12 protein-coding genes and 1 riboswitch are annotated in these 15,640 nt (G+C 38.2%); of the genes, 4 read left to right on the forward strand and 8 right to left on the reverse strand.

The window, feature by feature from the left end; translation table 11 throughout:
- Positions 1-29 precede the first annotated feature (29 nt).
- The 8 genes from IGL90_RS09980 to ssnA form a co-directional block, all read right to left on the reverse strand.
- On the reverse strand, positions 30-410 hold the full coding sequence (locus IGL90_RS09980; RefSeq protein WP_002362244.1) for a RidA family protein: 381 nt from the start codon (positions 408-410) through the stop codon (positions 30-32).
- A 14-nt stretch (positions 411-424) separates the two neighbouring features.
- A complete protein-coding gene (arcC, locus tag IGL90_RS09985) occupies positions 425-1,369 on the reverse strand; it encodes a carbamate kinase (protein WP_048737942.1) in 945 nt (314 codons plus the stop codon).
- A 240-nt stretch (positions 1,370-1,609) separates the two neighbouring features.
- Complete coding sequence (gene ygeW, locus IGL90_RS09990) at positions 1,610-2,803, reverse strand: knotted carbamoyltransferase YgeW (RefSeq protein ID WP_002359643.1); 1,194 nt, start codon at positions 2,801-2,803, stop codon at positions 1,610-1,612.
- A 38-nt stretch (positions 2,804-2,841) separates the two neighbouring features.
- A complete protein-coding gene (locus IGL90_RS09995; RefSeq protein ID WP_002362247.1) occupies positions 2,842-4,167 on the reverse strand; it encodes a YgeY family selenium metabolism-linked hydrolase in 1,326 nt (441 codons plus the stop codon).
- Positions 4,158-5,351: a diaminopropionate ammonia-lyase gene (gene dpaL / locus IGL90_RS10000; RefSeq protein ID WP_002356589.1), complete on the reverse strand. Its 1,194-nt coding sequence runs from the start codon at positions 5,349-5,351 to the stop codon at positions 4,158-4,160. Before dpaL ends, IGL90_RS09995 begins: the two co-directional genes overlap by 10 nt.
- A gap of 23 nt (positions 5,352-5,374) precedes the next feature.
- The gene (hydA, locus tag IGL90_RS10005) at positions 5,375-6,748 is read right to left on the reverse strand and encodes a dihydropyrimidinase (RefSeq protein WP_002376596.1); all 1,374 of its coding nucleotides are present in this window, start codon (positions 6,746-6,748) and stop codon (positions 5,375-5,377) included.
- Between the two features lie 29 nt (positions 6,749-6,777).
- On the reverse strand, positions 6,778-9,783 hold the full coding sequence (gene ygfK / locus IGL90_RS10010) for a putative selenate reductase subunit YgfK (protein WP_048737940.1): 3,006 nt from the start codon (positions 9,781-9,783) through the stop codon (positions 6,778-6,780).
- A gap of 30 nt (positions 9,784-9,813) precedes the next feature.
- The gene (gene ssnA / locus IGL90_RS10015; RefSeq protein ID WP_048737938.1) at positions 9,814-11,148 is read right to left on the reverse strand and encodes a putative aminohydrolase SsnA; all 1,335 of its coding nucleotides are present in this window, start codon (positions 11,146-11,148) and stop codon (positions 9,814-9,816) included.
- Between the two features lie 402 nt (positions 11,149-11,550).
- Between ssnA and IGL90_RS10020 the strand changes: the two genes are divergently transcribed.
- The 4 genes from IGL90_RS10020 to IGL90_RS10035 all read left to right on the forward strand — a co-directional run bounded on the left by IGL90_RS10020 (position 11,551) and on the right by IGL90_RS10035 (position 15,640).
- Positions 11,551-12,189: a helix-turn-helix transcriptional regulator gene (locus tag IGL90_RS10020; RefSeq protein WP_002381503.1), complete on the forward strand. Its 639-nt coding sequence runs from the start codon at positions 11,551-11,553 to the stop codon at positions 12,187-12,189.
- A 205-nt stretch (positions 12,190-12,394) separates the two neighbouring features.
- The gene (locus IGL90_RS10025; protein WP_002356584.1) at positions 12,395-13,747 is read left to right on the forward strand and encodes a Mur ligase family protein; all 1,353 of its coding nucleotides are present in this window, start codon (positions 12,395-12,397) and stop codon (positions 13,745-13,747) included.
- Positions 13,737-14,429: a type 1 glutamine amidotransferase gene (locus IGL90_RS10030; protein WP_002356583.1), complete on the forward strand. Its 693-nt coding sequence runs from the start codon at positions 13,737-13,739 to the stop codon at positions 14,427-14,429. Before IGL90_RS10025 ends, IGL90_RS10030 begins: the two co-directional genes overlap by 11 nt.
- A 114-nt stretch (positions 14,430-14,543) precedes the next feature.
- A riboswitch (PreQ1 riboswitch) is annotated at positions 14,544-14,588 on the forward strand.
- Positions 14,589-14,665: 77 nt separating this feature from the next.
- Entirely contained in the window at positions 14,666-15,640 is a 975-nt protein-coding gene (locus tag IGL90_RS10035) for a nucleoside hydrolase (protein WP_002379714.1), read from the forward strand.

Genomic DNA, 15,640 nt, shown 5'->3' on the forward strand with positions numbered 1-15,640 from the left:
TCCTTTTTCCCTCAGAAACATCTTAAAAATTATCCTTTGACAGCAACTGCTTCAATTTCAAATAACCCATCTTTTGGCAACTTGGCTACTTCTACACAAGAACGTGCAGGCAAAACTTCTGAAAAGTAATTCCCATAGATTTCGTTAATTTTGCTAAAATCAGACATATGTTGTAAAAACACCGTTGTTTTCACAACATTATCATAGGTCATCTCGACCTCTTTTAAAATCGAACCTAAATTGATAAAAGCTTGTTTTGCTTGTTCTTCCACTGTAGTCTTCATTTCGCCCGATTGCGGATCTAATCCTAGTTGTCCAGAAATGTACAACGTATTTCCCGCTAAGACAGAATGTGAATAAGGTCCTACAGCAGCTGGTGCCTGTGCAGAATTAATCATTTTGTTTGTCATCGTTTTCCTCCATTCTATGATTCTTTATTTTCAATTAAAGTCCCTGTTTTTCCAGATAATCCTTCTTTGGCTTTTTCTAATAACGTAATCAATGTTTTTCGACCTAGCTTAGATTCAGCAAACTTAATCGCTGCTTCAACTTTTGGTAACATTGAACCTGGAGCAAACTGACCTTCTTGCGCATATTGTTTCATTTTTTCTGTTGAAACATTCCCTAAGGCTTCTTGATTTTCTTTACCAAAATTAATACAAACTTTTTCAACTGCTGTTAAAATCACGAGCAGATCAGCATCCACTTGTTCAGCCAGTCGTTCACTACAAAAATCTTTGTCGATGACTGCATTGACACCTTTTAGTCGGTTCCCTTCTTGAATGACTGGGATGCCACCACCGCCGCCAGCAATGACTGTTTGGCCAGCATCAACCAATGTTTGAATCGTGAGAAGTTCGACAATATTTTTGGGTTTAGGAGAAGCGACGACTTGGCGATAACCACGGCCAGCATCTTCCATCACTTGTATATTTTTTTCTTTGACTAATTGTTCTGCTTCTTCTTTTGTCATGAAGCGACCAATTGGTTTCGTTGTTTTTTTGAACGCCGGATCATTTTCATCCACGACCACTTGAGTGACTATGGTGGTGACGGCTTTACTTATATTTCGCTGACGCAACTCTTCTTGTAGCGCATTCTCTAAATCATAGCCAATGTAACTTTGACTCATGGCTACGCACATGGATAACGGAACAACTGGATATTGTGGATTATTAAAGGAAAATTCTTCCATAGCTAATTGAATCATCCCCACTTGAGGACCATTGCCATGAGATAAAATAACTTCATATCCTGCTTCAATCAAATCTGCAATCGCCTTGGAAGTCTGTTTTACGGCAGTCATCTGCTCCGTCAAATTATTTCCTAAAGCATTGCCACCTAAAGCTACTACGACGCGTTTGCCCATTGCTTCACCTCATTTTCTGTTTTATAAAAAGGACGATGCTTTTTCTTTTTCACAACGAGTTTTCGTATTAACTGTCTGTTGTCGTTGCATGAAGTCAACGCACATGACTAAGCGTTCTTGACTCGAGACAATCACACATTCATGAATAGACTTGGGAAGGTCTTATTTGTTCATGTTGAAGAGGCAACTTCTAATGATTCATTGTGTAAAGAAAAAGCATCTGTCTTCATGCCAAATTCATTATTTTACTTCTCTTGGTGTCGCTTTATCCGCTAAGTCTGTTAAGGTTTTTTGCGGATTTTTTACTTTACTTAAGAAAATCATAGCCGCAATAACATACGGTTTGTAGCTAGCTTCTTTGTAAAGTTCGACCCGATAACGATCGAAAACAGAAGCTTCCACTTCGCCTTCTTCACAACTAACGCCAGTAATATCAGCTGGTAGACAATGCATATACAAAGCTTTGCCGTCTTTTGTTGTTTTCATCAATTCTTCTGTACATTCCCAATCTTTGTGCTTTTTATTTTGAGAAAGTAATTCTTGTTCTAATTGATCAATTCCTGCTTGGTCACCATTGCCATATAATTCAGTTCGCTTTTCCATTGCCGCAAAAGGTGCCCAGCTTTTCGGATAAACAACATCCGCATCTTTGAATGCTTCTGCCATACTATTCGTTTTAGTAAAGTTTCCACCAAATTCTGCCGCATTTTTCTTCGCAACTTCTTCTACTTCTGGCATAATTTCATAACCTTCTGGATGTGCTAAGACGACATCCATTCCTAAACGGGTCATTAGACCAACAATTCCTTGAGGAACAGATAATGGTTTTCCATAAGATGGTGAATACGCCCAAGTCATGGCAACTTTTTTCCCTTTCAGGTTTTCAATGCCACCAAATTCATGAATTAAATGCAACGCATCCGCCATTGCTTGCGTCGGATGGTCAATATCACATTGTAAATTCACTAACGTTGGGCGCTGTTCTAATACCCCATCTTTATATCCTTCTTGGACAGATTCTGATACTTCGTGCATGTAAGCATTGCCTTTACCAATGTACATGTCATCACGAATACCAATGATATCAGCCATAAAAGAAATCATGTTTGCTGTCTCACGAACAGTTTCTCCGTGAGAAATTTGACTTTTTCCTTCGTCTAAATCTTGAACTTCTAAGCCCAAAAGATTACACGCTGAAGCGAAACTAAAACGTGTTCTTGTAGAGTTGTCGCGGAATAAAGAAATCCCCAAGCCACTATCAAAGATTTTAGTTGAAATATTATTTTCTCTTAAATAGCGTAATGTATCGGCAACTGTGAAAACAGCTTCTAATTCATCTCTTGTTTTTTCCCAAGTTAGGAAAAAGTCATTTTCGTACATTTTTTCAAATTCTAATTTATCTAATTTCTCAATATATTCTTTAAACGTTTCCATTCCATCTGCTCCTTTTTTCTTGTCTAATAATCCTTTACTTAACCACAATAGACCGTTGGTAATGCCGCATAAACGGCTGCACAACGAACCAAATCATCTTTCCAAGTTTTTTCATTTGGTGCATGTGCTTGTGCTTCCGCCCCTGGCCCGAAACCAATACAAGGAATGCCATTACGTCCCATAATTGAAACGCCATTTGTTGAGAAGGTCCACTTATCTAACAATGGGCGCTCTTCACGCATTTCCACTGTTTCTACAGAGCCTTTCCGTGTTTCTCCATAGAGATTTTTATGCGTTTCCATCAAGGCTTTTGTTACATCATGATTTTCTGGAATTACCCATGTTGGGAAATAACATTCAATTTCATAAGTTAAATCAGTATAAGAAGGACGATCATAGTTGTACATTGAAACCGTCACATCATCTCCATATTTTTTAACAGCTGGTAAATTGCGAATTTCTTCCAAACAACTTTCCCAAGTTTCTCCAGCAGTCATTCGACGGTCTAGTGAAACGGTACAGCCATCCGCAACAGCACACCGACTTGGTGAAGAATGGAAAATTTGCGATACAGTCACCGTACCACGTCCTAAGAAACGGGCTTCTTGCCACTCTGGATTGTACTTAGGATCTAACATACGAACTAAACCACGAATCGCTGTGCTTTCTGTATCTCCATTGTTGTTTAAGGCACGAACATCTTGTAAGATATCCGCCATTTTGTAAATGGCATTATCTCCACGTTCTGGTGCTGAGCCATGACACGAAACGCCTTTGACATCAACTTTAATTTCCATTCGGCCTCGTTGACCACGATAAATCCCACCATCTGTTGGCTCTGTTGAAACAACAAATTCTGGACGGATACCGTCTTCTTTGATAATGTACTGCCAGCATAAACCGTCACAGTCTTCTTCTTGGACAGTAACTGTTACCAAAGCAGTGTATTTTTCTGATAATAGACCTAAATCTTTCATGATTTTAGCGCCATAAATAGCCGAAACAATCCCGCCCTCTTGGTCAGACGTACCGCGACCACCGATCTCAGTTTCTGTTTCATAGCCATCGTAAGGATCAAATTTCCAGTTACTCATTTCACCAATTCCGACAGTATCCATGTGCCCATCAAAAGCAATTAATTTTTCACCAGAGCCCATATAACCAAGTAAATTCCCTTGAGGATCAATGTCAATTTTATCGAAACCTAATTTTTCCATTTCGGCTTTTGCTCGCGCAATTTTGTTGCCTTCTTCTGCACTTTCTCCTGGAATTTTGACAAGGTCTCTTAAAAATTTGACCATATCTTCTCTGTAACCTTCTGCTGCTGCATTTACTGCATTAAAATCCATTCCTTTTACCTCCATAAAATTTTTTTATAATTGTCTGGATCAGTGTCCCCTTCGGTAGAAAACATTAAAACGTTTGACGTCTCATCCAGTTGCAATGCCTCACGTAATTCTTGATAGTCGGGATCTTGCATCACTGTAGCTACTAAGCCCATTGCTACTGCCCCAGATTCGCCTGATACAACTTGCGGATCCCCTTTTAATGGCGCTCCCAACATACGCATTCCCTTTTCAGAAACCCAATCTGGTGCTGAAACAAAGAAGGATGTATGATTTTTTAGAATATCAAAAGAAATCGTATTAGGTTCTCCACATGCTAGGCCAGCCATAATTGTCTGTAAATCACCATCGACAAAGCGAATTTCTCCGTCTTTTTTAATTGCTGATTGATATAAACAGTCAGCCGCCTGTGCCTCAACTACGACCATAATCGGTGGGTTTTCTGGAAAAGCATTAGCAAAATAACCAATCACCGCACCAGCTAAACTGCCGACACCAGCTTGAACAAAAACATGACTAGGTCGTTCAGAGCCAAATTTTCTTAATTGTTGAGAGGCTTCTAACGCCATCGTTCCGTATCCTTGCATAATCCAAGTTGGAATTTTTTCATATCCGTCCCAAGCGGTGTCTTGAACCATGACACCGTTTTCAGTTTCTTCGGCCATTTTATTAGCCATTCGTACACATTCATCGTAATTAACTTCTTCGATTGTGACGGTTGCGCCTTCTTTTTCAATATTTTCTTTTCTCGTCTGTGTTGAACCCTTCGGCATGAGTACAACTGATTTTTGGCCTAATTTATTCGCAGCCCAAGCGACTCCTCGTCCATGGTTACCATCAGTTGCTGTAAAAAACGTAGCTTGTCCAAAAGCTGATCGTAATTGATCAGAAGTTAATTCATCATATGTTAGTTCCGAAACATCTTTCTTTAATTTTTCGGCAATATAGTTAGCCATGGCAAACGAACCACCTAAGACTTTAAAAGCATTTAAACCAAAGCGATAAGATTCATCTTTAACAAAGAAATCATTTAACCCCAGATACGCGGCCATATGATTCAATTCTGCTAATGGTGTTTCTGAATACTGTGGAAAACTTTTGTGAAAAGCCAAAGCTTTCTCAATTTTTTCTTTAGACATCAGAGGTAAGTACTTATCCTCCGTCTTCGGCATTTCATTTGCTGTCCATTTAATTTTTTCCAAAAAAACTTCTCCTCCTTCTATTTTTAAGTTGCTTTACGAAAAACAAATTTTCCTTGATTTGCCAAGATGACTTGCCCAGCTTCAGCAACTTTTTGACCTCTTAAATAAACCATTCGAGCCTGTCCTTGTGTTTCAAATCCTTCATACGGCGTATAATCGACATTTTGTAACTGCGTTCTCGCAGCAATCACGCCGGTTGTTCTAGGATCCCAAACAACTAAATCGGCATCACTGCCTTCTTGCACCACACCTTTTTGTGGATACATCGAGAATTGTTTAGCAATATTTTCAGAAAGCAGAGCAACCATTTTTTCCAAGGTGATTCGGCCCTTCGCCACACCTTCCGTGTAAATTAATTCTGGTCTCGTTTCAACACCTGGCATCCCATTGGGAATTTTACTAAAATCATCTTTGCCAACTGTTTTTTGTCCGTGAAAATTAAAACTGCAGTGATCTGTCGATATTGTATTGATTGCCCCCTCTTTAATTCCTTGCCACAAAGCCTGTTGATCCTCTCGTTTGCGTAGTGGCGGTGAGCAGACATATTTTGCTGCTTCAAAATTAGGCGCATCATACAAGTGATCATCTAGTAAAAGATATTGAGGGCAAGTTTCTACATAGACTGATTGTCCTCTTTGACGAGCCCGTTCCACCGCTTCTAACGATCGTTTTGTGCTTAAATGCACAATATTAACCGGCAAATCAGCCATTTCCGCTATCATCAAATATCTTGCTACCGCTTCTGCTTCCACAGCCGCCGGTCTTGATAACGGATGATAGTGCGGGGCTAACTTTCCTTGAGAAACATATGATTGGATTAATTCATCTACTAAATCACCATTTTCACAATGAACGCCTAACATTCCATTAACTTTTTTTATTTCCTTCATCGCTTCAAAAATTTCCGCATCTGTGGTCCGTAAATTATCATAAGCCATATACATTTTGAAGGAAGTAATACCTGCAGCAATCATTTCCTGAATTTCAGCAGCTATCGTTGGTTTCCATTCAATCATGGACATATGGTAAGTATAATCACATGAACTCTTGCCTTCAGCCAATTGATTCCAAGTAGCTAAACAGTCTTTCAATGAGCCGCCTTTATTAGGTGTAGCCATATCAATAACCGTAGTCGTACCTTTGGCCACCGCCGCTTGGCTGCCAGTAGTAAAGTTATCCGCCGTACTTAACGAACCTTTGCCATTATTTAATTCCAGATGCGTGTGCGCATCAATAAAGCCTGGTAATACATAACACCCCGTAACATCCTCAATCTGAGAATTTTCTACTGGTAAATTTGCCCCCATCTCTACAATTTGCTCGCCGTCAATTCGAATATCCAATTGACGACGATTATATGCAGATACGACGGTTCCACCTTTGAGCAGAATAGACATTTATTTATCCCCCAGTCGTAAATTTCCTTTTATGCTTGCATACAATAAGCATATTCTTCAATCATAGTTACCATTAATGCGATTAAATCTTCTGGTACATCTAATCCTTGATCCGTTAATTGAATTGTTGACACCGTTCCCCATAGACGCAGTAAACAAATTTTATCCACAGGATTTTGAACATAGAAACCTGAATTAGTACTGTCATAAAAATCAGCTTCACTGTTAAATAAGGTAAATTTGTCTTTGTAAGGGGCACTTGCATAAGGGCAAAATGTTTCACAGTTACCACATTCGTTACACATCCGATCAACATGGACAATTTGTGGTTTTCCTTCGACATACACAACAATATTTGCTCGGTTTGGACAGACATCCATACAAGATTCACAAATTGTGGAGCATTCTAAGCAACGACTAGCTTGACTACAAGACATCTCGTCTGTTACAAGAATACCTCGTTTGTTTCTAACAAATGCAACATCACTATTTAAATTATCTTTTTCATAGTGATGATTGTGGACAAGACAAATATTATTTGCCGCTTTTGTTGCATCAGCGATTGCTTCAACTATTGTGGCTGGTCCTAAATTAGCGTCACCAATGACATAGACACCTGGTATATTTGTTTCCAATGTTTCTTGATTTGAAACGACTTTCCCATAGTTGTCCGTGTGAATGCCTAATGATTGGTAAAACTCTGTATCTACTTTTTCACCAACAGCGGCAATCACTGTATCAGCAGAAATATCAATCATTTCTCCTGTACCAACTGGACGACGGCGTCCAGAAGCATCTCGTTCACCTAGGACCATTTTTTCACAAGTTAATTGTTGATTTTCATGTTTAATTGGCGAAAGTAATTCTAAAAAGTCAACACCATCTTCTAAGGCTAAATAAAGTTCTTCTTCATCTGCTGGCATATTGCGTTTATTCCGACGATAAACCACTGAGACTTTTTTAACACCAGGCAATGTTGTGGCTGCACGAGCACAGTCCATGGCTGTATTTCCGCCACCAACGACGACAATCTGTTCCCCGTAAGGATTAAGCGTTGGATTTTCTCGGTTTGCTTTTAAAAATTCTAACGAGTTCAATGCTCGCCCAGATTCTAAACGAAGGACCCCATGTTTCCATGCACCAATGGCATAAATAACATTCGTATAGCCTTGGTTTTTCAATTCTGCCAATGATGGCGCCTCTTGTCCTGTACGGAATTCAGCTCCCATAAATTCCGCTAACTGAACGTCTTTTTGAACAGATTCCATAGAAATTCGAAATTCTGGTACAATCTGGCTACAAACACCCCCAATTGTCTCGGATTTTTCAAATACAGTAACAGGCATGCCTTCACGTGCTAATAAATACCCAGCAGAGATCCCTGCAGGGCCTCCACCCACAACAGCTGTTTTAGGTGCATTTTCTTTTGGCTGTGGCTTTTCTAGTGTCGTCAATAATTCATCATAAGCATGTTCAGCTGCTTCTAACTTCACTTCCCGAATATGAATAGATTCTTCATAAAATTGACGTGTACATTTAGTCATACAAGGATGTGCACAAATGGTTCCAGTAATAAAAGGCAATGGATTTTTATCGACAATTACTTGCAAGGCCTTTAAATAATTACCTTCACTTACATAACGAAGGTAAGCAGGAATATCCTGATTGATTGGACAACCACCGTCACTTCGACAAGGAGCAATATAACAATCTGTTAACGGAACTGTTTTTCTTAGTTTGGTACTTTCTGGTAATTTAATTGATTTTTGGTAACGCGCTTGTGTTTTAGCTTTCTCAACAACTTGGGCTAATTTATCCAAGTTGACATGAACCATCTGAGGATATTCTGCTGCGCCCAATACATTAGCAACTTGATTCATTCGTTGATAGCCACCGGGTTTCAACAGAGTCGTTGCCATAGTGATTGGCCAAATCCCAGCATCAAATATTTCTTTACTATTGAAAATATCTGCACCGCCAGAATAAGAAATTTGTAGTTTCCCATCAAATGCTTCTGATAATTTTTGTGCCAATGAAATACTAAGAGGAAATAGCGAACGTCCTGACATGTACATTTCATCACCAGGTAATTCATTTGCTGCAATCGTTACTGGGAAAGTGTTCGTAATTTTAACTCCGAAGCTTAGATTTTTACTATTAGCTAATAATTGCAGACGTTGTAACATCGGTACTGCTTCTTCAAATTGTAAATCTTCTTTAAAATGGTGATCGTCAAAAACCATATAATCAAACCCTAGCTCATCCATCGTTTGACGCGCATATTCATAACCTAACATGGTTGGATTACATTTAATAAAGGAATGGAGCCCTTTTTCACTTAATAAATAGGCCGCAATTCGTTCAATTTCATCTGATGGACAGCCGTGTAAAGTCGACAGCGTAATAGAATGACAGACTTTAGGACTAATTGCTTCAATATATAAGTCATCTACTTTTTTAAAATAAGATAGATATTTTTTGGCAGCTGCTTGGCATTCCGCCCAAATCGGCGTTCCTTCTGCGTTCTGCATTTCGTTAATATAACGATCAATTTTTGGTGATTGAATCCCTGCCAAATCATAGCCAACACTCATGTTAAAAATGAAACCATTCGGGTCACCTAGCTCGAACTCTTTACTCAGTAACTTCAAAACGAACCATGCTTTGACGTATTCATCATAAGCTTGGGGAACGCGCAATTCTGTGGACCACTCAACGTTGTAACATTCATCCGCTGCTGCGATACATGGTTTACTCACCGGTAAATCTTCTCCATCCAGTATCTGGACTGTCTTAACTTCAAAAAAACGAGAACCTGTTAAATAGGCCGCAATAATATTTTGTGCTAATTGTGTATGAGGACCTGCTGCTGGACCACAAGGGGTTTCCATTTTTTCTCCAAATAAGGAAATCGTTTTTGTAGGATCCGCATGATAAAATTTACGAATGCCAAAAATTGTGCCATCTTGTTGATACTCACTAAAAATCCAATTTAATAAAGCCTCAATTGAGATGGGATGCATAATATCACTCATTAACGTCACTCCTTTTATTTATAATGAAAGCTATTGATTTACTCGTTTCCAGAAAGATTGTGCTTGCGTTTGCGCATCATGCCAAACTTTCTCTTCATCAATTCCTTGAACTTCACGATTACGCATCCGAATTTCTCCATTAATCACCGTGTCAGTGACCATCCCACCATTCATGCCGAATAAAATGTGCATGTTATAATTCTCTTTTGTCATTGGTGTCGGGCCATGATAATCAACAATAATGACGTCTGCTGCTGCATCAGGTTCTAAAACGCCTAGCTTTGTTTTAAAATAGCGATTAGCCATTTGCGGATTATTATCAAATAGCATTGCGGGAATTTCTGCCCAAGCAGCATTTGGATCAGCTAAATGATGCTTGTGGATAACATTTCCCACCTTATAAGATTCCGTCACATCATTCGTATAACCATCTGTGCCAAGACCCATCAAAATACCATATTCATTAAACATGCGCATCGCAGGTGGGCAACCGACCGCATTCCCCATATTCGACTCTGGATTCGTGACCACCATTGTGTCTGTATCTCTTAGTAATTCCATCTCATGAGGTCCAATATGGATGCAATGGCCTGCCATTGTCTGTTTTCCTAAAATTCCTAAATCAAATAATCGGTTCACAATCGGCTTCCCATATTTTTTCAAAGAATCATGAACATCGGCTAAATCCTCTGCAATATGAATATGATAACCAATCCCATCTGGCGTATTGGCTGCACATAATTCTAAAGAAGCATCTGATAAAGTAAAGGCGGCATGCATACCCATCATCGCTTTTTGCATATCATCCTTTCTTAAGGAACTGGCTTTAATAAAGGCGGCATTTTCTTGAACTGCTTCCCGCATTTTCTGCTCACCATCGCGATCAGAAACTTCATAACAAAGGCAGGTCCGAATCCCTAACTCGTCCGCTGCATTAGATAATTGGGTTAAACTCCCTGTAATTTCTCCGTAACTAGCATGATGATCAAAGACAGTTGTAACACCGTTGCGAATACTATCTAAATAAGCAACCTTACCACTTTGATAAGTGTCTTCTAATGTCAAGGCACGATCAATTCGCCACCATTGATCTACCAAAATATCCATGAAATTTTTAGGATGATAATTCGTTAAACTTAACCCACGTGCAAAGGTACTATAAATATGATTGTGCATGTTAATAAAGCCTGGCATAATCACTCCACCTTTAGCATCAATAAATGTCGCTTCTGGATAAGCTTGTTTTAAATCTTCTGTCGTTCCGACTTGTTTCACAACTTGACCATCAATCGCCACACACCCATTTTCAAAAAAATGATTCTGCGCATCCCGAGTGATTAAACGCCCATTTCCAATTAATAACATGTATTCTCCTCCTATTTTCCAACCTATTCCCCACATGTAGCAAACGCTTACAAATCAATCGCTCAATCATTCACGAATATAGCTTGTCTATCTTTTCTAATCTATATTTCTACGAAAAGTATTTGAAGCGCTTGCATTTTTTTACTAACGAACTCATTAACTTGATTAAAGTATATCACCTTACCTTAAAAAAAACAATGCTACCTAAAAAATATTTTTTAGAATTTTGACAGCCGTTATCTTGTATTATTATTTTTATCATGCTATCATTATTTTTCAGAACAGGTAGTACGCGACATTAAAGGATTTAGCCCTGCCTATTCCATTTAAAAATATTATGTTAAATTTGACACAATCTTATAAAAACTGTTTGTGCCAGGCACATTAGAAAGGAGCTTATTTATGTTATCCGACGAAAAACTTACTTTTTTAACACAAATTGCTAAAGGTTTAGCTGGTCAATTTGGGGAAAACTGCGAAGTCGTTATCCACCAAATCAATGAAGACAATATTAACAATTCTATTGTTTCCATCGAAAATGGTCATGTCTCTTCTCGTCATCTGGGCGATGGACCTTCTCAAGTAGTTTTAGAAGCCTTAAAAAAAGATCCCAGTGAGTTGAATGATCATATTAACTATCTAACCCGTACCCATGATGGTCGTATTTTAAAATCTAGTACAATGTATTTTAAAGATGAGAATGGTCAACTCGATGGTATTTTTGCTATTAACTACGACATCACTACATTGATCGCTGCAGAGTCAAACTTAAAATCTTTGATTTCCACTGCAGAACCTGAAGAAGATAAAGACCCTGATTACATTCCTCAGGATGTTAATGAGTTGTTAGACGATTTAATTCATGAATCAGTCAAATTAGTTGGCAAGCCGGTTCCATTAATGACGAAGGACGATAAAATCAAGTGTATTCAATTTTTAAACAATAAAGGCGCCTTCTTAGTCACTAAATCTGGGGACAAAGTTTCTAACTTCTTCAATATTTCTAAATATACGCTATACAGTTATATTGATGCGAAATAAAAATGGAAATCGATGGACGATTTGTTGTTAAGACAAGTCGTCTATTCTCTTTTTTCCTTCACTATTCTACTTTTTCTAAAAGACTTTTTAAATAATAGTAAGAAAAAGTAAAAGGAATTAATTTTTTATTTTAGTTATGGTATGATAGATTGAGTTTAATTTAAAATAACGAAAAATTAAAGATATAGAAATTGGGGGACAACAAATGGGGATTCGAAGTCATTTAGCAATTGCTGCAGGAAAAACTTCGCAATGGGTTTTACAAACATTTTTTAAAGGCGGCAGTAGCTACCCAGGGAAATTAGCCCTAAAAATCGATCCTAAAATTTTAGATACATTGGCAAAAGACTATGAAATTGTCGTAGTCACTGGAACGAACGGCAAAACATTGACAACTGCTTTAACTGTTAACATTTTACGCCAAGAATTTGATGAGGTATTAACAAATCCAACTGGTGCTAACATGGAGCAAGGAATTGTCTCTACTTTTTTAAATGCCAAGGCGAAAAAAGGACAAAAGAAATTTGCGGTGTTAGAAATTGATGAAGCAAGTTTAAGCCGTGTCACTAAATATATTCAACCAAAATTATTTGTTTTTACGAATATTTTCCGCGACCAAATGGATCGCTATGGTGAAATTTATACGACGTATCGCTTAATTATGGAAGGCGCCGCTGCTGCTCCTGAAGCAACTATTTTATGCAATGGTGATTCGCCAATTTTTAATTCAAAAGAAACTGTAAATCCTCGCAAATACTATGGATTTAATCATTTACCACCGAAAGAGCAATTGGCTCATTACAATACAGATGGGGTTTTATGTCCAAAATGTAATCATATTCTTCATTATAAAATGATTACGTATGCTAATTTAGGTGATTACTATTGCCCAAATTGTGGCTTCAAACGCCCTGAATTGGATGTGCAGTTAACGGAAATGGTCCGGATGGATAATACATCTGCTGATTTTGTGATTGATGGCGAAGAATACGGCATTGCTGTTGGTGGGATGTATAATGTTTATAATGCGCTAGCGGCCACAGCGGTAGCAGAATATTATCAGGTGGCACCAGATAAAATCCGAGCAGGCTTAGCTTATGATGAAAAAGTTTTTGGGCGTCAAGAAACCATTAAAGTTGGCGATAAAGAATGTACGTTAGTTTTAGTAAAAAATCCCGTTGGTTTAAATCAGGTCATTGATATGATGGGCTTAGCCCCTTACTCTTTCTCGCTGGTTTCATTATTAAATGCTAATTATGCAGATGGAATTGATGTCAGTTGGATTTGGGATGGTAATCATGAAGCCTTTGCTGATATGGACATTCCAAAAGTAATTGCTGGCGGTGATCGCCATGAAGATATGGCCTTGCGTTTAAAAGTTGCGGGTATTCCTGAAGAAAAATTACTAGAAATTGCTGATTTAGAGCAAGTAATTTCAGAAATTAAAACGTTGCCGACAGATCATGTCTATATTTTGGCAACCTATACTGCTGTTTTGCAATTAAGAAAATCATTAACAGCCCAAGGGTATATTCAAGGGGGAATGAATGGTGTCTAAAGAATTAGTCGTTTGTCATTTATATGGCAACTTATTAAATACTTACGGAGATAACGGAAATTTATTGATGCTTAAATATTTAACCGAAAAAATGGGCGTTACCTTCCGATCAGAAATTATTAGTATCTACGAACCGTTTGATCCCGAAAAATATGATTTAGTCTTTGTTGGTGGCGGTCAAGACTTCGAGCAACTGATCATCTCAGAAGACATTCAGAATAAAAAAGAAGCTTTGACTTCTTATATTGAAAATGACGGCGTCTTGTTAGCTATCTGTGGTGGTTATCAACTTCTAGGACATTACTATGTCGGCGCACAAGGCGAAAAAATTAAAGGAATCGGTGCATTAGATCATTACACTTTGAGCCAAGACAACAATCGTTTCATTGGTGATATTGAAATTTATAATGAAGAATTTGATGAAACGTATTATGGTTTTGAGAATCATAACGGCATGACTTTTTTAGGCGAAGGGGAACGACCTTTAGGAACAGTCAAACAAGGCAAAGGCAATAACGGTCAAGATAATGGCGAAGGCGTTGTCTATAAAAATGTGTTTGGCTCCTACTTCCACGGTCCAATCTTAGCACGCAACAAAAATCTAGGGATTCGGTTAATTCGGACCGCTTTAGAGAAAAAATATGGTGAACCGATCGCTATTCCTGAAACGCTTTATAAATAAAAGAAGAATCTAGTTCCTACATATAGGGCTAGATTCTTTTTCATTTATCCGACAACTATTTACATCTTTACAAAATATAGTAAGATAAAGAGGTGCATTTAAAATCGAGAATTTCTCGGACTGGTTCGGAAACTTCCCAGAATAAAAAACTAAGTATCTCTCAATACTAACTCAAGTCATAGCTTTTTTAACAAGAGTTATCATTTGCAGTTAATGAAAAAGGAGGATTGGAAAAAATGCAAAAAGTAATTATTGATTGTGATCCTGGAATTGATGACACGCTTGCTCTCTTGTATGCACTTGCTTCACCAGAGCTAGATGTCCAAGCGATTACCGTTGTTTGTGGAAATGTCCCTGTGGAGATTGGCGTGGAAAATGTTTTTAAATGTTTGGAAAAAGTTAATCGCTTAGATATTCCTGTCTACCAAGGGGCTGCTAGCCCTTTAAAACGGCCATTTGTTAGTGCACAAGATACACATGGCATGGATGGTTTAGGTGAAACATATTTCCCCAGAACTAGCAAAATCCAAGCACAAGCGCTTTCCGCTGCTGACTATTTAGCACAAACCTTTCAACAAGCTACCGATTGCTCAATCATTGCCCTTGGTCCTTTAACAAATATTGCTTTGGGTTTAAAAAAAGAACCTCTTCTGGGGCGAAATCTTCAACGTTTTGTCTCAATGGGTGGTACCTTTAAAAGCCACGGCAATTGCTCTCCTGTTGCAGAATTTAATTATTGGTGTGATCCTGATGCAGCAGCTTGGGTTTTTGAGAAATTAGGTGCAAAAATCGAGATGGTCGGCTTAGATGTCACACGAGAAATTGTTTTTACACCAACAATTCTCAATTATTGTCAACGACTCAACCCCAAAATGGGGAATTACCTCGCTGAGATTACTCAATTTTATTTTGATTTTCATTGGAAATATGAACGTATTTTAGGGTGTGTTATCAACGATCCCTTAGCGGTTGCTTATTTTATTGATCCTACGCTCTGCCAAGGCTTTTCCAGTTACGGACAAATTGTTCCTGACGGCATTGCTATGGGGCAATCAATGATCGATCAATATCATTTCCAGCAGCAACCAGCTAATTGTCATGTCTTGACTACGGTTGATAGTCAACAGTTTTTCGTGAAGTTTCTATCCATTCTTTTAAATGTACAAATAGATGAGATCGAAAGAGATTTCAAAAATTTAAGGATGGGATAA

The sequence above is a fragment of the Enterococcus sp. DIV1307a genome (assembly GCF_050537425.1).
Lineage (GTDB): Bacteria > Bacillota > Bacilli > Lactobacillales > Enterococcaceae > Enterococcus > Enterococcus faecalis.

Excerpts from the sequence above, each read along its gene's own strand:
- IGL90_RS09995 (WP_002362247.1), bottom strand. The coding sequence starts at position 4,167 with ATGGAGGTAAAAGGAATGGATTTTAATGCAGTAAATGCAGCAGCAGAA.
- arcC (WP_048737942.1), bottom strand. The coding sequence starts at position 1,369 with ATGGGCAAACGCGTCGTAGTAGCTTTAGGTGGCAATGCTTTAGGAAAT.
- IGL90_RS10020 (WP_002381503.1), top strand. The coding sequence starts at position 11,551 with ATGTTATCCGACGAAAAACTTACTTTTTTAACACAAATTGCTAAAGGT.
- hydA (WP_002376596.1), bottom strand. The coding sequence starts at position 6,748 with ATGTCTATTCTGCTCAAAGGTGGAACCGTCGTATCTGCATATAATCGT.
- IGL90_RS10035 (WP_002379714.1), top strand. The coding sequence starts at position 14,666 with ATGCAAAAAGTAATTATTGATTGTGATCCTGGAATTGATGACACGCTT.
- ssnA (WP_048737938.1), bottom strand. The coding sequence starts at position 11,148 with ATGTTATTAATTGGAAATGGGCGTTTAATCACTCGGGATGCGCAGAAT.
- ygeW (WP_002359643.1), bottom strand. The coding sequence starts at position 2,803 with ATGGAAACGTTTAAAGAATATATTGAGAAATTAGATAAATTAGAATTT.
- IGL90_RS09980 (WP_002362244.1), bottom strand. The coding sequence starts at position 410 with ATGACAAACAAAATGATTAATTCTGCACAGGCACCAGCTGCTGTAGGA.
- IGL90_RS10030 (WP_002356583.1), top strand. The coding sequence starts at position 13,737 with ATGGTGTCTAAAGAATTAGTCGTTTGTCATTTATATGGCAACTTATTA.
- IGL90_RS10025 (WP_002356584.1), top strand. The coding sequence starts at position 12,395 with ATGGGGATTCGAAGTCATTTAGCAATTGCTGCAGGAAAAACTTCGCAA.
- ygfK (WP_048737940.1), bottom strand. The coding sequence starts at position 9,783 with ATGAGTGATATTATGCATCCCATCTCAATTGAGGCTTTATTAAATTGG.